Source organism: Paenarthrobacter sp. CC6, from assembly GCF_040560085.1.
GTDB classification, from domain to species: Bacteria; Actinomycetota; Actinomycetes; order Actinomycetales; family Micrococcaceae; genus Arthrobacter; species Arthrobacter nicotinovorans.
Window position 1 is genome coordinate 24,884 of record NZ_JARDAN010000006.1, and the last position, 19,658, is coordinate 44,541.

The 19,658-nt window shown below is 62.7% G+C and carries 17 protein-coding genes; 13 read left to right on the top strand and 4 right to left on the bottom strand.

Annotated elements, in window-relative coordinates:
* Nucleotides 1-7: 7 nt before the first annotated feature.
* On the bottom strand, nucleotides 8-1,252 hold the full coding sequence (locus tag PV760_RS04940) for a kynureninase (RefSeq protein ID WP_354627294.1): 1,245 nt from the start codon (nucleotides 1,250-1,252) through the stop codon (nucleotides 8-10).
* Nucleotides 1,253-1,299: 47 nt separating this feature from the next.
* Nucleotides 1,300-2,169, bottom strand: coding sequence for a tryptophan 2,3-dioxygenase (gene kynA / locus PV760_RS04945; protein ID WP_018777527.1), 870 nt, complete (start codon nucleotides 2,167-2,169; stop codon nucleotides 1,300-1,302).
* 114 nt (nucleotides 2,170-2,283) lie between these two features.
* Here kynA and PV760_RS04950 point away from each other — a divergent pair, with 114 nt between their 5' ends.
* The 6 genes from PV760_RS04950 to PV760_RS04975 all read left to right on the top strand — a co-directional run bounded on the left by PV760_RS04950 (nucleotide 2,284) and on the right by PV760_RS04975 (nucleotide 6,931).
* Nucleotides 2,284-2,802 carry an HAD domain-containing protein gene (locus PV760_RS04950; RefSeq protein WP_039241178.1) on the top strand — a complete coding sequence of 173 codons (519 nt, stop codon included), beginning with the start codon at nucleotides 2,284-2,286 and terminating at the stop codon, nucleotides 2,800-2,802.
* A 178-nt stretch (nucleotides 2,803-2,980) separates the two neighbouring features.
* Nucleotides 2,981-4,186 carry an inorganic phosphate transporter gene (locus PV760_RS04955; protein WP_018777529.1) on the top strand — a complete coding sequence of 402 codons (1,206 nt, stop codon included), beginning with the start codon at nucleotides 2,981-2,983 and terminating at the stop codon, nucleotides 4,184-4,186.
* Entirely contained in the window at nucleotides 4,183-4,404 is a 222-nt protein-coding gene (locus PV760_RS04960; RefSeq protein ID WP_055975652.1) for a hypothetical protein, read from the top strand. Before PV760_RS04955 ends, PV760_RS04960 begins: the two co-directional genes overlap by 4 nt.
* Before the next feature lie 109 nt (nucleotides 4,405-4,513).
* Complete coding sequence (locus PV760_RS04965; protein ID WP_354627295.1) at nucleotides 4,514-5,485, top strand: hypothetical protein; 972 nt, start codon at nucleotides 4,514-4,516, stop codon at nucleotides 5,483-5,485.
* Nucleotides 5,482-6,366 carry a hypothetical protein gene (locus PV760_RS04970; RefSeq protein WP_227453643.1) on the top strand — a complete coding sequence of 295 codons (885 nt, stop codon included), beginning with the start codon at nucleotides 5,482-5,484 and terminating at the stop codon, nucleotides 6,364-6,366. The genes PV760_RS04965 and PV760_RS04970 overlap by 4 nt, the downstream gene beginning before the upstream one ends.
* 13 nt (nucleotides 6,367-6,379) lie before the next feature.
* Entirely contained in the window at nucleotides 6,380-6,931 is a 552-nt protein-coding gene (locus PV760_RS04975) for a dihydrofolate reductase family protein (protein ID WP_064722103.1), read from the top strand.
* A gap of 25 nt (nucleotides 6,932-6,956) precedes the next feature.
* On the opposite strand, the gene PV760_RS04980 is transcribed toward PV760_RS04975, so the two are convergent.
* Nucleotides 6,957-7,421: a hotdog fold thioesterase gene (locus PV760_RS04980; protein ID WP_026267138.1), complete on the bottom strand. Its 465-nt coding sequence runs from the start codon at nucleotides 7,419-7,421 to the stop codon at nucleotides 6,957-6,959.
* 160 nt (nucleotides 7,422-7,581) lie between these two features.
* On the opposite strand from PV760_RS04980, the gene polA reads away from it, so the two are divergent.
* The 4 genes from polA (at nucleotide 7,582) to rpsA (ending at nucleotide 14,280) form a co-directional block, all read left to right on the top strand.
* Nucleotides 7,582-10,224, top strand: a complete 2,643-nt coding sequence (gene polA, locus PV760_RS04985; protein WP_354627394.1) for a DNA polymerase I — start codon at nucleotides 7,582-7,584, stop codon at nucleotides 10,222-10,224.
* Between the two features lie 74 nt (nucleotides 10,225-10,298).
* The gene (locus tag PV760_RS04990) at nucleotides 10,299-11,612 is read left to right on the top strand and encodes a GNAT family N-acetyltransferase (RefSeq protein ID WP_354627296.1); all 1,314 of its coding nucleotides are present in this window, start codon (nucleotides 10,299-10,301) and stop codon (nucleotides 11,610-11,612) included.
* 51 nt (nucleotides 11,613-11,663) lie between these two features.
* The gene (locus PV760_RS04995) at nucleotides 11,664-12,620 is read left to right on the top strand and encodes a polysaccharide deacetylase family protein (RefSeq protein ID WP_354627298.1); all 957 of its coding nucleotides are present in this window, start codon (nucleotides 11,664-11,666) and stop codon (nucleotides 12,618-12,620) included.
* Between the two features lie 184 nt (nucleotides 12,621-12,804).
* Nucleotides 12,805-14,280: a 30S ribosomal protein S1 gene (rpsA, locus tag PV760_RS05000; protein ID WP_011774756.1), complete on the top strand. Its 1,476-nt coding sequence runs from the start codon at nucleotides 12,805-12,807 to the stop codon at nucleotides 14,278-14,280.
* A 97-nt stretch (nucleotides 14,281-14,377) separates the two neighbouring features.
* On the opposite strand, the gene PV760_RS05005 is transcribed toward rpsA, so the two are convergent.
* Entirely contained in the window at nucleotides 14,378-15,067 is a 690-nt protein-coding gene (locus PV760_RS05005) for an IMPACT family protein (RefSeq protein ID WP_018777537.1), read from the bottom strand.
* A 22-nt stretch (nucleotides 15,068-15,089) separates the two neighbouring features.
* Between PV760_RS05005 and coaE the strand changes: the two genes are divergently transcribed.
* The 3 genes from coaE to PV760_RS05020 all read left to right on the top strand — a co-directional run bounded on the left by coaE (nucleotide 15,090) and on the right by PV760_RS05020 (nucleotide 19,653).
* Complete coding sequence (coaE, locus tag PV760_RS05010; RefSeq protein WP_055975674.1) at nucleotides 15,090-16,328, top strand: dephospho-CoA kinase; 1,239 nt, start codon at nucleotides 15,090-15,092, stop codon at nucleotides 16,326-16,328.
* A gap of 29 nt (nucleotides 16,329-16,357) precedes the next feature.
* The gene (gene uvrB / locus PV760_RS05015) at nucleotides 16,358-18,457 is read left to right on the top strand and encodes an excinuclease ABC subunit UvrB (protein ID WP_018777539.1); all 2,100 of its coding nucleotides are present in this window, start codon (nucleotides 16,358-16,360) and stop codon (nucleotides 18,455-18,457) included.
* Nucleotides 18,458-18,624: 167 nt separating this feature from the next.
* Complete coding sequence (locus tag PV760_RS05020) at nucleotides 18,625-19,653, top strand: TerC family protein (protein WP_018777540.1); 1,029 nt, start codon at nucleotides 18,625-18,627, stop codon at nucleotides 19,651-19,653.
* The last annotated feature ends 5 nt before the right edge of the window (nucleotides 19,654-19,658 follow it).

Consider the following 19,658-nt stretch of genomic DNA (forward strand, 5'->3'; position numbering starts at 1 on the left):
TCCCGGCTCACCGCAATTCGGCGAGGGCGTCGCGGATAGCTGCCACTCCCAGCTCAACCTCGGCGTAGCTGGTGCTGAGCGGGGAGAGGCCGATGCGGAGGCCGTGCGGGGGGCGGAAGTCGGGGATGACTCCCTTTTCCCATAGCTTGGCTGTGACGTCGGCGAAGAGCGGGTGGTCCACGGTGATGTGAGAACCGCGTTCTGCCGGGTCCCGGGGGCTGACAATCTCTGCTCCGAGCGGGACCAGGAGTTCCTCGGACAACGCAATGGCGTACTCCGTGAGTTTGATGGACTTCTCCCGTATGGCGTCCATTCCCACAGTGGCGATAAGTTCGACCATGTCCTTGAGGGGTTGCATGGCCAGGACCGGGGGTGTGCCGGTTATGAAGCGGCGGATGCCCTGCGCCGGACGGTAGGCCTCGGTCATGCCAAAGGGGTTGTCGGCGCCCATCCAGCCCCAGATGGGCTGCTGCAGGCGGTCCTGCTGCGAGGAGTTGACGTAAGCGAAGGCAGGGGAGCCGGGTCCGCCGTTGAGGTACTTGTAGGTGCAGCCGACGGCAAGGTCCACGCCCCACGCATCCAGTTCCATGGGTACGGAGCCCACAGAGTGGCAGAGGTCCCAGAGCATGAGGGCACCGGCTTGGTGCACCGTGGCGGTGATTCCCTTAGCGTCCGCCAGGAACCCTGAGCGGTAGGCGACATGGCTGAGGACCACGACGGCGGTCCGCTCACCGAGGAGCCCGTCGAGGTCCGCGGCGCGGACGCCGCTGGCGGGGTTGGCCGCGATCCATTTGATCGTTGCCCCGCGTTCCTTGGCGATCCCTTCGATGATGAAGCGGTCAGTAGGAAAGTTGTCACGGTCGATGATGATCTCGTCGCGGCCTGGCTGAGCGTCGACAGCGGCGCGGATCATCTTGTAGAGCATTACGGAGGTGGAGTCACCCACCATGGTCTGGCCCTGGGCCGCTCCGAGGGTCACTTCACCGATGCGGTCGCCCACAGCGGTGGGCTCGTCCATCCATTGTTCGTCCCAGCCGCGGATGAGGCGGCTGCCCCAGGCGTCGTGGACGAAGGAGGCGAGGTTCGCCGCTGTTGCCTTCAGGGGGCGTCCGAGCGAGTTGCCGTCCAGGTACGAGGTGAGCTGATCGGCGTCGGGGGCGTAAAAGGCATCACGCTGGGCGGCGAGGGGATCAGCGGCGTCCAGTTCGGCCGACGTCTGCAGTGGGCTTTGGGTCTGCTGTGGGGTGGTCATGGCTTCTCCTGCGGAAGTTCTGGGCGGCACTGCCCGGGGTGGTGTGCTTAGTTGCCGATTTCGGTGCGGACGGCGTAGAGCTCGGGGAAGAACGTCAGGTCCAGGGCGCGTTTGAGGAAGTCCACGCCGGAGGATCCGCCGGTACCGACCTTGAAGCCGATGGTGCGTTGGACGGTCCGGAGGTGACGGAAGCGCCAGGCCTGGAAGTTGTCTTCGATGTCCACAAGGTCCTCGCAGGCTTCGTAGAGTCCCCACTGAGTGTCATCCGACTCATAGATCTTCTGGAAGATGGGAACCAGATCCTTGCGGAAGATCCACGGCTCGCTCGTGTCACGGTTCAAGATGTCCGCCGGGATGTCATAGCCAGCACGGGAAAGGACCCCGAGGAACGCGTCGTACAGCGTGGGCTCCTCCAGGAGGGTGCTCAGCAGGGCGTGGGCTTCGGGTTCGCTTTCAAAGACGCGCAGCATCCCGCGGTTCTTGTTGCCCAGCAGGAACTCGACTCCGCGATATTGGTAGGACTGGAAGCCTGAGGAGCTGCCCAGGAACCCGCGGAACTGGGCGTACTCGCGCGGCGTAAGGGTGCCCAGGACGGACCACTGCTCCGTCATCGTGCGCTGGATTGCCTTCACTCGGGCAATGCATTTGAGCGCTTTGCCGAGGTTGTCAGCGTCGAAAAGCCGCCTGGCCTCCAACAACTCGTGCAGCACCAGCTTCAACCAGAGTTCGCTGGTCTGGTGCTGGATGATGAACAGCAATTCGTCGTGGTGTTCCGGCTTGCTGAGCGGGTGTTGGGAGCTAAGCAAACGATCAAGGTCCAGATACCCGCCGTAGGACATGGCGTGCCGGAAATCGGTGCGGACGGTGTCCTCGATGTCGCGGACGCTCTGGGCGGAGTGGACTGGGGGCTTTTCCATGACTCGAGATTATCATTTTCATGACGCACGTCAAGAGATTGATTATTGACTCGCTGCATCCGAACAAACCCCGTTCCCGTAGGCTGGCTTCCATCTATTGGGGAGGGGACGATTGTGGATTCCATGGGGGACGCCGTGAGGCCCGTGTCCATCTACCTTGACGTCGACGGCGTGGTGAACCCCTTCAGTCCGATGGGAACCACGGACTGGGGCGGCGAATGGAGCATCGCCGACGCCGGCATCCTGGAGGTTGCCTTTGCGCCTGAAGCCGTGGCCGAGCTCAACGACCTCGCTGAACATCCCTCCGCCAGGTTCGTGTGGCTGACGACGTGGGAGCGCCTCGCGCCGGAGTTCCTGTGCCCCGCTATCGGCCTGAACGGCCAGGACTGGCCGGTACTTTCAAGCCAAGGCTGGGATGAGGGGCCGGAATGGTGGAAGCTGGTAGCCCTGCAGAAGGACCTGGCAGCGACCGGGAGTGAACGTATTATCTGGCTTGACGACCAGCTCAGCCAGGAGTCGGATGCCCGCTCGTGGGCCGAATACCAGCAGGATCGTGTGCTTTGCATCTCACCGGATCCCCGCAAAGGGTTGAGCCGGGGCGAACTCGCGGCCGTGCGCAGGTATCTGGGGTGAACCGGGGATCCCATACGTTTGGCTGCTCAGTGGATGGCACGTAGGATTCTTAAGGTTTCAAGCCCGCCAGAGTGAATCCCGCAAGCAGGGTCAGTTGAACAATTGCTGAACTATGCTGTGGATGGCAGGTATGGGGAAGTGAAACTGCTGAACGTCGACTCTGCAGATTGGGCAACAGGTGGATATCACCTTCATGGTCGCGCTGGTAATAGCGTTGGCCCTATTCTTTGACTTCACCAACGGGTTTCACGACACAGCCAATGCGATGGCCACGCCTATCGCTACGGGGGCGATCAAGCCCAAGACGGCCGTTGCCTTGGCCGCGGTCCTCAACCTTGTGGGCGCATTCCTATCCACTGAAGTGGCCAAGACCATTTCCGGTGGCCTGATCCGCGAAGGCTCCGACGGCATCCACATCACTCCTGACATTATCTTTGCCGGGCTGATGGGCGCCGTCCTCTGGAACATGATCACCTGGCTCAAGGGCCTGCCGTCGAGTTCCTCGCATGCGCTTTTCGGCGGCCTGATAGGCGCTGCGGTTGTGGGCATCGGATTCCACTCCATCAACTTCGAAACCGTTCTGCAGAAGGTCATCCTTCCTGCGCTCTTCGCGCCGCTGATCGCTGGCGTGGTGGCGTACATCTGTACCCGCCTGGCCTACGCGCTCACCTCGCGGCATGATCCCGAAACCGGCGACAAGCTCACGCAAAAGCGAGGCGGCTTCCGCACGGGCCAGATCTTCACGTCCAGCCTGGTGGCCCTCGCGCACGGTACCAACGACGCGCAGAAAACCATGGGCATCATCACGCTGGTCCTGATCGCCGGGGGCACCCAGACACCTGGCAGCGGACCGCAGTTCTGGGTCATCGCCGCCTGTGCCTTTGCCATTGCCATCGGAACCTACGCCGGTGGCTGGCGCATCATCCGCACCATGGGGTCCGGTTTGACCGAGGTCAAGCCCGCCCAGGGTTTCTCAGCTGAAACCAGCACAGCCTCCGCAATCCTTGCTTCCTCGCACCTGGGTTTCGCCCTGTCCACCACGCAGGTTGCTTCCGGCTCCGTCATCGGTTCCGGCCTGGGCCGCAAAGGCACCTCCGTCCGCTGGGGCACCGCAGGCAAGATCGCCTTGGGATGGCTGTTTACCCTCCCGGCATCGGCGATCGTTGGTGCCCTGACCGCCCTGCTTGTTGGGGTCGGCGTCGTGGGTGTCGTGATCGCCGCAGTAGCCGGAACGGCAGCCATCGTCTTCATGTTCGTTGTATCCCGGAAATCGCACGTTGGGCACCACAACGCCGTCGAGGTTGAAGAGGCCGGCCACGCCGTCCGGTTCCGCAAGAAGAAGAAGTCCCGAAAGAACACCCCGAGCAAGGACGTGCAGCGATGAAATGGTTGGAACTGCTGCAGGTAGCCGGCGTTACCCTCCTTGCCGCTGTGACGCTCGTGGTCCTGTACTCCCTCGGCGTGCGGCTTACTGCCATTGCCGGCGACGCCCAGCAGAAGTCCCCGGTCCTGATGCGGTCCCTGGCCTACATTTGCTTTGGCTTCTGCGGGGCGGCCGTCCTGTTCGGCATCTACCTGATTGTTCCGTACTTCGGAAAGTAGCAACTGCGGGTAGCAACTACTCTGGCAGCTTCGTCCATTCGGGAGAATAATCGGCAGTGTAGCCATGAATATGACTGCGTGGTCGTGATCCGGCAGATATGGGGCTGTCATGAAGTGCCAATCCCGAAGCCGCCCGGCAGGACTTGCCCTGGTCCCGGTCCTGCTGCTGGTCCTTTCAGCCTGCTTGCCGCCGTCCTCTGAAGGCCTTTCCCCGCAGCCGGGGTCCGGGGCGCAAACGGCCGCAACCTCCGGACAGGCCAGTCCAACGGCCGGCGATCCGACGGCGGCACAACCTGCCGGCCCTGCCGGTCCCGCAGCGCCGCAGGCAGACGCGCCAGTCGTGCGATGGATTCCCATAGGGCCAGTCGGGCCCAACGATCCCACCTCCGGTCAGCGATACCTCCTTCTGCAGCAATTCCAGTGCGACGCCCTGGACCGCAGCATCGAAGGGGCGGAGGACGCGGCCGTTTGGGTGGCCGGTGCCGCTGTCTGCCGCGCCGTGCTAAGCGGCAGCCGGGGGGACTGGGAAAGGGCGTCCAACGCGGTTTCGGCCGTGCCGCGGATTCCGCAGAGTCAGTGCCTGGAGTTCAGGGTTGCAGCCATGTCGGCCTCTTTGGTGGCCCAACGTCGCAGCAACCCTGATGCTGCCTTCCAGGTGGAACCCGGGCTGGGCGAGGCATGTCCGCGCCAGTTGCTGGGCTTGACGGTAGTGGACGAACAGCTCAGGCCGGTTCCGGGGACGCCCCGGGCCTCCGGCCCAAGTTCCGGCGGCACCATTGTCCGCCTCGACGGCTACTACGTCCGCATCGGCGAGGTCATGTTCGACGGCGTTCCGGCAGACGTCGAATTCGTGGGGGACAGGGAAGACTACGGGACGCTCTACTTGCGGATGCCGCCCGCCCAAGGGCGGAAGTCAGTCCGGATATCGGTCACGGACACCGTGGATATCGCCGGTTCAGTGACGTTCTTCTACGACGACGCCGGAGTTACCCCGAGCCCTAAGGCAACCGGAGGAGGTCCATCTACCGCCACCGGGACCCCCACGGTGTCCGTTGAAGCAACCCCCACGGCCTCACCGTGAGCGAAGAAACGGCGGCTCCAGACCGAAGCAACACCCGATGGCAACGGACCCTCGAGGTGCTCTCGGTCGTCGGTCCGCCGTTGACGGTTGTCACGGCGTTGCTGGTCTATTTCGGATGGGCACGCACCGATGCCCAGGCGAAAGCGATGGGCTTGGACGTCAGCCTGTTCGGCTACACGGTCCAGGACTTCATGCTGCGGAGTATCCAGTCGTTGTTCCAGCCCCTGGCGTGGTTGGTGGTCATCGCTTTGTTGTGGTTGATGTTGGACCGGGCAGTGGCGCGCGTCCTCGAATTTCCCGGGCAGCGGAGGCGGGTGCAGTTGACCGCCACGGTAGTTCTTTTCCTAGCTTTCGCCTATGCCGCCGTGATGTGGCTTGCGGTGACGGCGCGCCCTGAACAGACTGTCCTCTATGCGCCGTTCCTCATCGCGGCGGGGCTCGTTGTCGGCGCGTGGGGCCTGCGGGTCCGACGCCGGGCTACCGGGCTTTCAGCGCAGGCCCCGCGCTCCGGCAAGGGCGCCCTCGAAGGGTGGCTGGTATTTGTCCTGGTGACGCTCCTGCTGTTCTGGGGAACCTCCGACTACGCCCAGGCGCTGGGGCGGGGCGCCGCGGTCGACTACCAGGAGCGCTCCCACCTGCTGCCCACCGCCGTCGTTTACAGCAAGGAACGGTTGGCCGTTACTGTGCCTAACGTCAAGGAGGAGTCGGCCGGCTCGGAGGCGGCACCCCTGTACCGTTACACCGGCCTGCGCTTGCTGGTGGTCAGCGGCGGACGGATCTTCCTGCTGAACGACGGATGGTCGCTGGACCGCGGCAGGGTGGTGGTCCTGCCGGATAACGGGAGTGTCCGCGTGGAGTATGGGAACCCTGCTTCGGACTGACTAGTCTGGGGCCATGTCGACGTTCCAGTACTACGTAGCTTCCACCATCGACGGCTTCATCGCTTCGCCCGACGACGACCTCGGCTGGCTCCTGCAGTTCGACAGCGTCGACGAAGTCAACGAGGGCATTGGCTCGTTCATGGCCGGCGTTGGTTGCATCGCCATGGGCGGAGACACCTACAGGTGGCTCATTGAGCACGAACCCGGCACGTGGCCGTATCCGGACATTCCGTGCTGGGTCTTCACCCACCACGAGTACTCCGCACCCGCGGGATCGGATATCACCTTCGTCCGCGGCGAGGTCAGCGAATTCGCTCCCGACCTGGTCAAGGCCGCCGACGGCAAGAACGTCTGGTTGGTCGGTGGAGGTGACTTGGTGGCCCAATTTGCCAACGCCGGACTGCTCGACGAAATGATTGTCACCATCGTGCCTGTGATACTGGGCGCCGGAAAGCCGCTGTTGCCGTTGAAGGGCCCGACGGCGCCACTCGAGTTGGTCTCGTCGAGGACGCTTGGTGGGGCTGCGGTGGAATTGCGCTACCGGCTGCAGCAATCCGCACGGTAATGGCGGGTTTCCGGCCCGAGCGGAATCAGTGGCGGTTGTCCCGGATCATGTTGGTGATGCGGGCTGTTGAGAGCCTCCGGCCTTTCTCGTCAGTGATGACGATTTCATGCGTGGCCAAAGTGCCGCCGAGGTGGATCGCGGTGCACGTGCCGGTGACGGTACCCGTTGCCACTGAACGGTGATGGGTTGCGCCCACTTCAATGCCGACGGCGTGGCGTCCCCTTCCGGCGTGCAACGATGCCGCAAAGGAGCCAAGGGTCTCCGCCAGCACAACGTGGGCTCCACCATGGAGAATGCCTGCTACCTGGGTGTTTCCCTCCACAGGCATGGTGGCCACCATCCGTTCCGCACTCATCTCCGTGAAACGGATACCCATTTTCACCACCAGGGTTCCCACGCCGTGCGCGGAAAGCCAATCGTGGAATTCTTCGGGCACCCCGGCCTCATTGAGTTGGTCGACAAAGCTGTTCGGCGTGAAATTGTCCATCATGCCAACTAGGCTGGCACCTGTGAGTGAAACAACCAAACCGGACCAGGTTCCAACGGCCCAAGCTGCTGCCATTGCAACAGCACCCGCCCCTTCTGCCACTGCTTCCAGCGTCTCCGCGGGGGAGGGCCGGCCAAGGTTGCTGGTCCTGGATGGCCACTCCATGGCCTTTAGGGCTTTCTATGCCCTTCCTGCCGAGAATTTCTCCACGGCCAGGGGTCAGTACACCAACGCGGTGCACGGTTTTACGTCCATGCTGATCAACTTGATCAAGGACCAGAAGCCCACGCATGTGGCTGTCGCCTTCGACGTTTCCGACGACACGACGTTCCGCAAGGCGGAGTACAGCGAGTACAAGGGCGGCCGAAACGCCACTCCGGCTGAATTCGCCGGCCAGATAGGCCTCATTGCGCGGGTGATGGAGGCATGGGGCATCAAAACCATCGCCATGCCCGGATACGAGGCTGACGATGTCCTTGCGACGCTGGCCTCGCAGGCTGATGCCGCCGGTTTCGAGGTGCTGCTGGTTTCCGGTGACCGGGACGCCTTCCAGCTCATCAACGACAACGTTTTTGTGCTTTATCCGAAGCAGGGTGTCAGCAACATTCCCAAGATGGACGCGGCCGCCATCGAGGAGAAGTACTTCGTTAAGCCCGGTTTGTACTCCGACCTCGCCGCACTTGTCGGCGAATCCGCCGACAACCTGCCCGGCGTTCCAGGCGTTGGCCCCAAGACTGCGGCCAAGTGGATCAACCTCTATGGCGGCCTGGAAGGCATCCTGGAGAACCTTGACTCCATTGGAGGCAAGGTGGGCGGCGCGCTCAAGGAGAACCTGGAAAACGTCAAGCGCAACCGCAGGCTGAACCAGTTGCTCACGGACCTGGAGCTGCCCATCACATTGGAGGATCTCCACGAACCGCGTCCTGACCGGCAGGCCATCGAAGAGCTTTTTGAAGAGCTCGAATTCCGGACCCTCCGCACGCGCCTTTTCGACCTCTATGGTGACGACACAGCGGGGGCTGCTCCGGACACCATCGATGCCCCCGAGTTCGACTCACTCACGGATGCTTCCGGGCTGGAAGCCTTTTTCACCGCCGGATCCGGCATGCGTTCGGCCCTGGCCGTGCAGATGGTCCCCGGCCGGGTGGGTGAGGACGCCAGTGCCTTGGCCGTCGTTCGCGCCAACGGTGCAGCCTTCATTGAACTGACGGGCCTGGACGCCGCGGCCGAGGGAGTGTTGGCCCGCTGGCTGCGCGACCCCGAAGAAGCCAAGGTCCTGCACGAGTTCAAGTCGGCCCTCAAGGCCCTGCATAACCGCGGCCTTGGCCTGGAAGGGGTCGTGGATGACACGTCCATCTCCGGGTACCTCATCCAGCCCGACCGCCGCAGCTACGACCTCGCCGAACTCGCACAGGTCCATCTCAAGATCTCCCTGGCCACGGCCGCTTCCCAGTCCGGCCAGCTGGAACTCGACCTCTCCGGTGATACGGACCAGGCTGCCGCTGCCGCGCTCGTCCAGCATGCCGCCGTCGTGCACGCGCTCAGCAAACACTTCGAAAAGGAGCTTGCAGACCGCAAAGCCGACGCCCTGCTGACCACGCTGGAACTTCCAGTGGCGCGCGTCCTGGCCCAAATGGAACTGACGGGCATCTTCGTCTCCACGGACCGCATGGATGAACAGCTGGCGGACCTCACCAAGGTGATCCAGACCGCCCAGGAACAGGCGTTTGCGGCTATCGGACATGAGGTGAACCTCGGTTCGCCCAAGCAGCTGCAGACAGTCCTTTTCGAGGAACTGGGCCTGCCCAAGACCAAGAAGATCAAGTCCGGCTACACCACGGACGCTGCCTCCCTCAAGGCTCTGCTTGAAAAGACCGGCCACGAGTTCCTGGTCCAGCTCATGGCGCACCGTGAGTCGTCCAAGCTGGCCCAGATGGTGGAGACGCTGAAGAAGTCTGTCGCCGACGATGGGCGGATCCACACCACGTACGCGCAGAACATTGCCGCCACCGGCCGCATCTCGTCCAACAACCCTAATCTGCAGAACATCCCGGTCCGCAGCGAAGAGGGGCGCCGGGTCCGCGGTATTTTCGTGGTGAGCGAAGGTTACGAGTGCTTGCTGTCCGCTGACTATTCGCAGATCGAAATGCGGATCATGGCCCACCTTTCGGGCGATGAGGCACTGATCCAGGCGTACCGGGACGGCGAAGACCTGCACCGCTTTGTGGGCTCGCGGATCTTCAACGTCGCGCCGGGAGAAGTCACCAGCGCCATGCGCTCCAAGGTCAAGGCAATGTCGTACGGGCTGGCCTACGGCCTCACCTCCTTCGGCCTGTCCAAGCAATTGGAGATTTCCGTCGATGAGGCCCGGACGCTCATGAAGGACTACTTTGACCGCTTCGGTGGTGTCCGGGACTACCTGAGGGGCGTCGTGGACCAGGCCAGGACCGACGGCTACACCGCCACCATCGAAGGCCGCCGCCGCTACCTGCCGGATCTGACCAGCACCAACCGCCAGGCCAGGGAAGCAGCAGAGCGGATCGCCTTGAACTCGCCGATCCAGGGCTCCGCTGCCGACCTCATCAAGCGGGCCATGCTGGGGGTATCGGCCGAGCTCGCCAGCCAGGGCCTGAAGTCCCGCATGCTGCTGCAGGTCCACGACGAACTCGTCCTGGAAGTAGCGCCAGGGGAGCGCGAAGCCGTGGAGAAACTGGTCATCGAACAAATGGGCTCTGCCGCGGACCTGTCAGTTCCGCTCGATGTCCAGATCGGCGTCGGATCAAGCTGGTACGAGGCCGGACACTAGCTTTCGAGTAACCGCTTGAGGGCGCGCCGCCGTGGTGGTGGCGCGCCCTCAGGCGTCTGGCTAGGCTCAAAGGCGTGGCTGATCCCAATGAAAGAAACTCCGAAAAGTACTCTGTCCAACGATTCCCTGTTGTCGCCGACAAGACTGACGAAGGCTACAGCCGTTGCACCACCTGGGTGCAGGCCGTCTCGCACGGCTTCCACCAGGAGCGGCGGGACGACGAATACCTGGCCAAAACCCTGGCCGCCTACCGGACCGACAAGCGCGAGCTGACCGGTGTCTATGTCAACGCGGACGTTCCCGAGCATTCGCTCGGCGCGGATGTCCCGGTGGCCACCTATGCCACCATGCGCAAGTCCCTCAACATCGGCTACGGGCGCCAGCTGGAGTCCAACCTGATTACTGCCGTAACCGTCCGTGGAACCCACAGGCGCAACGGAATCCTCCGCGGCATGATCACTGCCGACCTGCAAGGCGCCAAGGACGACGGCCTCGCCATGGCGGCGCTCACGGCCTCCGAAGGTTCCATTTACGGACGATTCGGCTTTGGTGTGGCCACTTTTGAACGCAGCATCAAAGTCGACACCGGTCCGCGTTTCCGGCTCAAGGGACAGCCTGAAGGCGTGGTCGAAGTCGCCGATCCTTCAGTCCTCCTGGACGTTGCGCCCGAGGTCTTTGAGCGGGTCCAGCGGCTTTCTCCGGGTTCGGTCGACAGGCAGGAGTACTACCGCTTGGTGGCATCCGGTTCAATCGGCCATGACGGCAAGCCCGATGCCTCCGTGCGTTGCGCCTTGCATTACGACCCTTCCGGAACATTGGATGGCTACGTTTCCTACCGCTTCAAGGGCTGGGACCACAAGCCGTACACCATGGAAATCGTGGACCTCGTTGCCGCAACCAACGCCGGCTACCGCGACTTGTGGCGCTTCCTGGGCAGCATCGACCTCATCGACGAAGTCACATGGGCCGAGGCGCCCGTGGATGATCCGCTGGCATGGGCGCTCGAGGACCAGAGGTGCATTGAGGCTTCCGAAGTCCGTGACATGCTGTGGCTCAGGATCCTGGATACCCAGGCCGCTTTGGAGGCCCGGAACTACCCTGCAGCCGGCCGCCTGGTTATTGAGGTCACCGACTCCTTGGGCTTGGCGGGCGGCACCTGGCTTCTGGAATCCGACGGCGGTGCTGCCGCCGTCGTCAAGGATGCTTCGGGTGAGACGCCGGACCTCAGCATGGACGCCGCAGGCCTCGCCTCCATTTACCTGGGTGCGGTATCGCCGGTGACGCTGGCAGCCGCCGGCCGCATCCGCGAGAACACCCCGGGCGCCGCGTTCCTGGCCCAGCAGTTGTTCACAGTGGAACGTTCCGCTCACTGTCTGACACACTTCTAGGCAGTACCACTTCACTACAACCACATAGTTACAACGTCAGTAAGGACATCCATGGGGGATTCCAAGCGGCGGCCATTGGCTGGCCGGCGATCAGTGCTGCTTGGAATGGCAGGTTTGGCAACTGCTGTCCTGGCAGGATGTGCAGACAGCGGGACCGGGTCCTTGCCGGGCGTTCCTGAAAAGGATGCGGCAACGGAGCAATTGCGGCCAACCGGTCCCGCTACGCCGCCTCCGTCCGTCTCTGCCAAGTCGAGCGAACAGGCTGCAGCCGCCCTCGCGCAGCCGACCATGAAGCCCCCGGCGGTGCCGGACAAACTAAAAATCCTTGCTGAGTTTGCAGGCAGGCAGCCAAAGGAATGGGGACTGCATGTCACCGGAGTCGTCAACGACTCTCCGGCCAAGCAAGTGGCTTTGACGTTCGATGCGTGCGGCGGGCCGGGGGGTTCAGGGTGCGACCATGAACTGCTGCAGACCCTGCGCAAGCTCCACGTACCCGCCACACTCTTCGTCAACAGCCGCTGGATCCAGGCCAATCCCGGACTTTCCGCGGAGCTGGCAGCGGACCCGCTGTTCGAACTGGCCAACCACGGGACATCACACCTTCCGTTGTCGGTCAGCGGCAAGTCAGCCTATGGGATCACCGGAACGGCCACAGCGTCCGCGGCGTACGACGAACTCATGGGCAACCAGGCAATCATGCAGGACACGTTCGGGAAGTCCCCGCGGTTCTTCCGTCCGGGAACGGCCTTTTACGACGACGTCACGGCCGCCATGACGCGCAGGCTCGGCATGCTGCCGGTCAACTTTACTGTCAACGGCGACGGCGGCGCGACCTTTCCGGCGGCCACCGTCGCCACCGAGGTGGGCCGGGTCGGGCCCGGAGACATTGTCATTTCGCACTTCAACAAGCCGGCGGGAGCAACGGCGGAAGGCTATGGGCGCGCCTTGCCGCGGTTGCTGGACAAGGGTATTTCCTTCGCGCGGCTCGGGGATGTCTTGAAGCCATAACACCGCTTTTGACCCTGCTTTGCCAATACGACTAGAATAAACGGGCGTGTACTACGTGCATGCATCCATTTTGTACTAATCCACAAATCAGGATGACCCGGCGCTTTGCCGTGTTCTGCCGTCCGGACCCGGGCGGCAGCGGTTTGCCTGACCGACTAACTATCCACAACGGAGCCCCTACTACATGACCATCACCTCCACCGAGAAGCCCGGTACCCCCGTAGTCGCCATTAACGACATCGGTACCGCTGAGGACTTCCTCGCAGCTGTCGACGCCACCATCAAGTACTTCAACGACGGAGACCTCGTCGAAGGTACCGTCGTCAAGGTCGACCGCGACGAAGTTCTGCTCGACATCGGTTACAAGACCGAAGGTGTCATCCCTTCCCGCGAGCTTTCCATCAAGCACGATGTTGATCCCGGTGACGTTGTCGCCGTTGGCGATCAGGTCGAAGCTTTGGTTCTCACCAAGGAAGACAAAGAAGGCCGTCTGATCCTCTCCAAGAAGCGTGCTCAGTACGAGCGTGCCTGGGGCGACATCGAGAAGGTCAAGGAAGAAGACGGCGTCGTTACCGGTACCGTCATCGAGGTTGTCAAGGGTGGCCTCATCCTGGACATCGGCCTGCGCGGCTTCCTGCCCGCATCCCTCGTCGAGATGCGTCGCGTCCGCGACCTCGCTCCGTACATCGGTCAGCAGATCGAAGCCAAGATCATCGAGCTCGACAAGAACCGCAACAACGTTGTTCTGTCCCGCCGTGCATGGCTCGAGCAGACCCAGTCCGAGGTTCGCTCCACGTTCCTCAACAAGCTGGAAAAGGGCCAGGTTCGTCCGGGCGTTGTTTCCTCCATCGTCAACTTCGGTGCATTCGTGGACCTGGGCGGCGTAGACGGCCTCGTTCACGTTTCCGAGCTGTCCTGGAAGCACATCGACCACCCGTCCGAGGTTGTCGAGGTTGGCCAGGAAGTCACCGTCGAGGTCCTCGAAGTGGATCTGGACCGCGAGCGTGTCTCCCTGTCGCTCAAGGCTACGCAGGAAGATCCGTGGCAGACCTTCGCCCGCACCCACGCCCTCGGCCAGGTTGTTCCGGGTAAGGTCACCAAGCTGGTTCCGTTCGGTGCGTTCGTTCGCGTCGAAGACGGCATCGAAGGCCTCGTCCACATCTCCGAGCTGGCTGTCCGCCACGTGGAGCTCGCCGAGCAGGTTGTCTCCGTTGGCGACGAACTGTTCGTCAAGGTCATCGACATCGACCTCGAGCGTCGTCGCATCTCCCTCTCCCTCAAGCAGGCCAACGAGGGCGTGGACGCTGACAGCACCGAGTTCGATCCCGCTCTGTACGGCATGGCCGCTGAGTACGACGAAGAGGGCAACTACAAGTACCCTGAGGGCTTCGACCCCGAGTCGAACGAATGGCTCGAAGGCTACGAGACCCAGCGCGCCGCTTGGGAGCAGCAGTACGCTGACGCCCAGACCCGTTGGGAAGCCCACAAGAAGCAGGTTGCCCAGCACGCTGCCGACGACGCTGCTGCTGCAACGTCCGGTGAGAGCGATTCCGGCACCACCAGCTACTCCTCGGAGCCGGCTGCTGCTGAGTCCAACGCTGGCACCCTGGCGTCCGACGAAGCACTCGCCGCACTGCGCGAGAAGCTGACCGGCAACTAATTCCGCCGCCCTCACGGGATGTGCTGAATAGCCAAAGAAGGACCCCTGCCTCCGGGCAGGGGTCCTTCTGTTTTGCGGTCAATCTGTTGGCGCATTCTTAGGCCGGAACGTCAATCCATTCGGTACCCTCGGGACGGAGGAGTGAACTGCCTGCGGTCAGTGCCGCCACCCGGGCGTGGGCATCGCCAATCTCAGTGGCTGAGTCCTCCAACGCTATGCGCAGGACCGCATGCCGTGCTTCATACGCGGTTTCAGCCATGACATATCCGGCATTCCGGAGTTCGTTCTCCAAACGCCCGGCTTCGGCATGGGCGACCTCTACGGCGCAGAGCCGCAGACGCCGTCGCTGAACCAGGGGAGCCAGGTCCAGGGCCGTCGAGACCGATTCCGAATAGGCGCGGACCAGCCCGCCCGCCCCCAGCAGAATTCCGCCGAAATAGCGTACGACGACGGCAGCGACGTCGCTGAGGTCGGTCACCCCGGGCGCCGACTCACGTTTGATAAGGGCTTCGAGCATCGGTATGCCCGCGGTACCGGAGGGTTCGCCGTCGTCGTTCGATCGCTGGATCATCCGGTCCGGTCCGATGACGAACGCCGAGCAGTGGTGGCGGGCGTCGTGGAACTCGCGCCGCAGCCCGGCCACCAACGCGCGCGCGGAATCCTCATCCGGCACCCTGCGGAGCACGGTGATGAAACGCGACCGCCGGATTTCCAGTTCGTGGCGGAAGTCGGGCCCTGCCCGGAGCGTCGTGTACCGGGTCGCACGGCTTTCTTCCTCAATTTCCACCGCTTCAGTCTAGTGTTGAGGGGTGCTGAAAATCGGACTGACGGGCGGCATCGCCTCAGGCAAATCGTTGGTGGCATCCAGGCTCCGGGAGCTGGGGGCACTGCTCATAGACGCGGATGTTATCGCCCGGCAAGTAGTGGAACCCGGGACACCGGGGCTGGAACAGGTTGTTGAAGCCTTCGGTCCTGGCATCCTGGATCACGACGGCGGGCTCGACCGGCCGAAGCTGGGTTCCATCGTGTTCCGGGAACCGGCTCAGCGCGAAATCCTGAACGCCATCGTCCACCCGCTCGTCCGCAAGTCCGCGGCCGCCGTCATGAACAGCGCCGGTGCGGGTGACATCGTGGTGCAGGACATTCCTCTGCTCGTGGAAACCGGACAAGGCAGCACCTTCCACCTGGTGCTGGTAGTGGATGCGCCTGATGAGCTGCGTGTCCAACGGATGGTGGAGCTTCGAGGCATGACGCCGGAGGACGCGCATTCCCGCATGGCCGCGCAGGCCTCCAGGGCGGAGCGCCAAGCTGCAGCCGACGTCATCCTGGACAATTCCGGCAGTCGGGAGGATCTACTTGCCGCGGTTGATGCACTGTGGGAGCGGCGTCTGGTGCCTTTTGCGGAAAACATCAAGAGTGGTGTCCGCGCGCCCCGGACAGATGGCCCCGTCCTTGTTGCCCCGAATGGGGAATGGGCACGGCAGGCCGAACGGCTGGCAGCCCGCGTCGCCCTGGCCGCTCCGGATGCGATTCTGGCGGTTGACCATATCGGCTCAACCTCTGTGCCGGGCCTGGCCGCGAAGGATGTCATCGACCTTCAACTGACAGTGCGCGATCTCGAGACGGCCGACCGGATCTCGCCCTTGCTTGGCGCAGCCGGATTCCCAGCAGTGCAGCACGTTCGCGGGGACACTCCGAAGCCCTCCCACCCTTCTCCGGAATCCTGGCAAAAGCGCTTCCATGCCAACGCCGATCCCGGCAGGGCGGTGAACCTTCACGTTCGGAAGGCTGGATCGCCCGGCTGGTATTACGCCCTGTTGTTCCGGGACTGGCTGCGCGCCGACCCTGCAGCCCGCGCTGAGTATGAGGCTCACAAACGCGGCCTGGCCGGGGCCCATGCGGGGGACAAGGACAGTGCAGCCTATGCCGAAGCCAAAGAGCCTTGGTTCACTGACGTGGCGTGGCCGCAGATGGAGGAGTGGGCCAAACGCACCGGCTGGGCACCGCCGTCGTATTCATCTTCCGCTGAGCGCAAACGCGGACAGTAGCTGTCCGGGGTCGGGGGTAGATTTGATGTATGAGCCTTGCCCAGGAAATCAACCGTGTCGTCGCACCCTTTGAAGTTGTCAGTGACTATAAGCCCGCAGGCGACCAGCCAACCGCCATCGCAGAGTTGACCGAACGCATCAACAACGGTGAGAAGGACGTAGTCCTCCTTGGTGCCACGGGTACGGGTAAGAGCGCCACCACGGCATGGCTCATCGAGCAGGTCCAGCGGCCTACCTTGGTGATGGTGCAGAACAAGACCCTGGCGGCGCAGCTGGCCAACGAGTTCCGGGAGCTCCTGCCGAACAACGCGGTTGAGTACTTCGTTTCGTATTACGACTACTACCAGCCGGAAGCGTATGTGGCCCAGACGGACACCTTCATCGAGAAGGACTCGTCCATCAACGAGGAAGTCGAACGGCTGCGCCACTCTGCCACCAACGCATTGCTGACCCGCCGCGATGTCATCGTGGTGGCAACCGTTTCCTGCATCTACGGCTTGGGCACGCCCGAAGAGTACATCGCCGGGATGGTGACACTCCGGAAGGGAGCGGAAATGAACCGCGACCATCTCCTGCGGAAGTTTGTCTCCATGCAGTACGCCCGCAACGACATGGACTTTCACCGGGGAACCTTCCGGGTCCGTGGCGATACCGTGGAAATCATTCCCATGTACGAGGAACTCGCCATCAGGATTGAGTTCTTCGGCGATGAGATCGAGAACATCCAGACGCTCCATCCGCTGACTGGCGAGGTCATCCGGGAGGAGGAAGAGATGTACGTCTTCCCGGCCTCGCACTACGTGGCCGGTCCCGAACGGATGGCGCGGGCCATCAAGCGGATTGAAGACGAACTGGCGGACCGTCTGAAGGTCCTCGAGGCCCAGAACAAGCTGGTGGAAGCCCAGCGGCTCCGCATGCGGACCACCTATGACCTTGAAATGATGCAGCAGATGGGGTTCTGCAACGGCATCGAGAACTACTCGGTGCACATCGACGGCCGCGAGCCCGGCACGGCACCTCACTGCCTCCTGGACTACTTCCCGGATGACTTCCTGCTGGTGGTCGATGAATCGCACGTGACCATTCCGCAGATCGGCGCCATGTACGAAGGCGACATGTCCCGGAAGCGAAACCTCGTGGACTTCGGCTTCCGGTTGCCCTCTGCCATGGATAACCGGCCCCTGAAATGGGACGAATTCCTTGAGCGCATCGGCCAGACGGTCTACCTCTCGGCCACTCCCGGAAAGTACGAGCTCGGCAAGGCCGATGGCTATGTGCAGCAGATTATCCGACCCACGGGCCTCATCGACCCCGAGGTGGTGGTCAAACCCACCAAGGGCCAGATCGACGACCTGCTGGGGGAGATCCGAATCCGCACGGAGAAGAACGAGCGCGTTCTTGTGACCACCTTGACCAAGCGGATGGCCGAGGACCTCACCGATTACCTTGTGGGACACGGCATCAAGGTGGAGTACCTGCACTCGGACGTCGACACCTTGAGGCGTGTGGAGCTGCTCCGGGAACTGCGCATGGGTGTCTTCGATGTCCTGGTGGGCATCAACCTGCTCCGGGAAGGCCTTGACCTTCCGGAGGTCTCCTTGGTGAGTATCCTCGACGCCGATAAGGAAGGCTTCCTGCGTTCCTCCACGTCGCTGATCCAGACCATCGGCCGTGCCGCCCGTAACGTGTCGGGCCAGGTCCACATGTACGCCGACCGGATCACGGACTCCATGGCGCACGCGATTGATGAGACCAACCGGCGCCGCGCCATCCAGGTCAAGTACAACACTGAGCACGGCATCGACCCGCAGCCCTTGCGCAAAAAAATCGCTGACATCACCGACCAGTTGGCCAAGGAAGACGCAGACACCCAGGAGCTGCTCAACAACAACCGGCTGGCCAAGGGCGGCAAACGCGGTAAGACCTCCGCGAAGGGTGCCGCAACTGTCCGGCAGGACGGCCTTGCAGCAGCGCCGGCGGAGGATTTGGTGGGCCTCATCGAACAGCTCACGGAACAAATGCATGGTGCAGCCGCCGAACTCCAGTTCGAGGTCGCGGCAAGGATCCGTGACGAAGTCAAGGAGTTGAAGCGCGAATTACGGCAGATGCAGTCCGCCGGTCACGCCTAGGGTAAGGTTTAAGCCACGTAGGGGAGTATCCCAAGCGCTAGGTTCGTCAGCACGCAAGGCATGGTTGCCTCGCCGGGCCTAGCGGGTCGCCATGTCAGAGCATCAAACGCTCCAAGGCGGCCGGAGAGACTTACACCGTTTTCCCGTACCCTGCGAAAGGCCCTTTAATGGAGCTCCCTGTCTGGTTCGAGGTCGGCTCGTTTGTCGTCCTCGGAATTATCCTCGCTGTCGACCTGCTGTTGGTCGTCAAGCGCCCCCACGAACCCTCGATGAAGGAAGCCGGCCTGTGGGTCGCTTTCTACGTGGCCTTGGCCATGGTGTTCGCCGGAGCCATGTTCTACTTCACGGGCCCCGAGTACGGAAGCCAGTTCATTGCGGGCTGGGTGACTGAATACAGCCTCAGCATCGACAACCTGTTCGTGTTCATCATCATCATGGCCCGGTTCGCTGTGCCCCGTAAGTACCAGCAGGAAGTGCTGATGGTGGGCATCATCATCGCCTTGGTGCTCCGAGGTATCTTCATCGCCCTGGGCGCCGTGGTGATCGAACAGTTCAGCTGGGTGTTCTACATCTTCGGCGCTTTCCTTCTGTGGACCGCCTGGAAGCAAGCCAAGGACTCCGGTGAGGATGAGGAAGAAGGGGCCGAGAACCCCTTGATTGCCCGCCTTCGCAGGGTGCTTCCCATGTCCGAGAAGTTCGACGGCGGCAAGTTGCGGACCACTGTCAACGGCAAGAAGGTCTTCACCCCCATGCTGATCGTCTTCGTGACCATCGGCCTGACCGACCTCTTGTTCGCCGTGGACTCCATCCCCGCGATCTTCGGCCTGACCCAAAGTGCATTCATCGTTTTCACAGCCAACATTTTCGCGTTGATGGGCCTTCGTCAGCTCTACTTCCTGTTGGGCGGACTCATGACCCGCTTGGTCTATCTGAAGCACGCCTTGTCGGTAATCCTGGCGTTCATCGGCGTCAAGCTTGTCCTGCACGCCATGCATGTCAACGAACTTCCCTTCATCAACGGCGGCCACCACATCGAGTGGGCTCCGGAGATCCCTACGTACGTGTCGCTGGCGGTCATCGTCGGTACCATCGTCGTGGCCGTAGTGGCCAGCCTTCTCAGCCCCGCAGCACGCCAGGCCAAGATTGATGCCCGGCTTGAGGAAGACGCACGAAAGAGCTTGAGCGAAGCAGAGTAACTTCA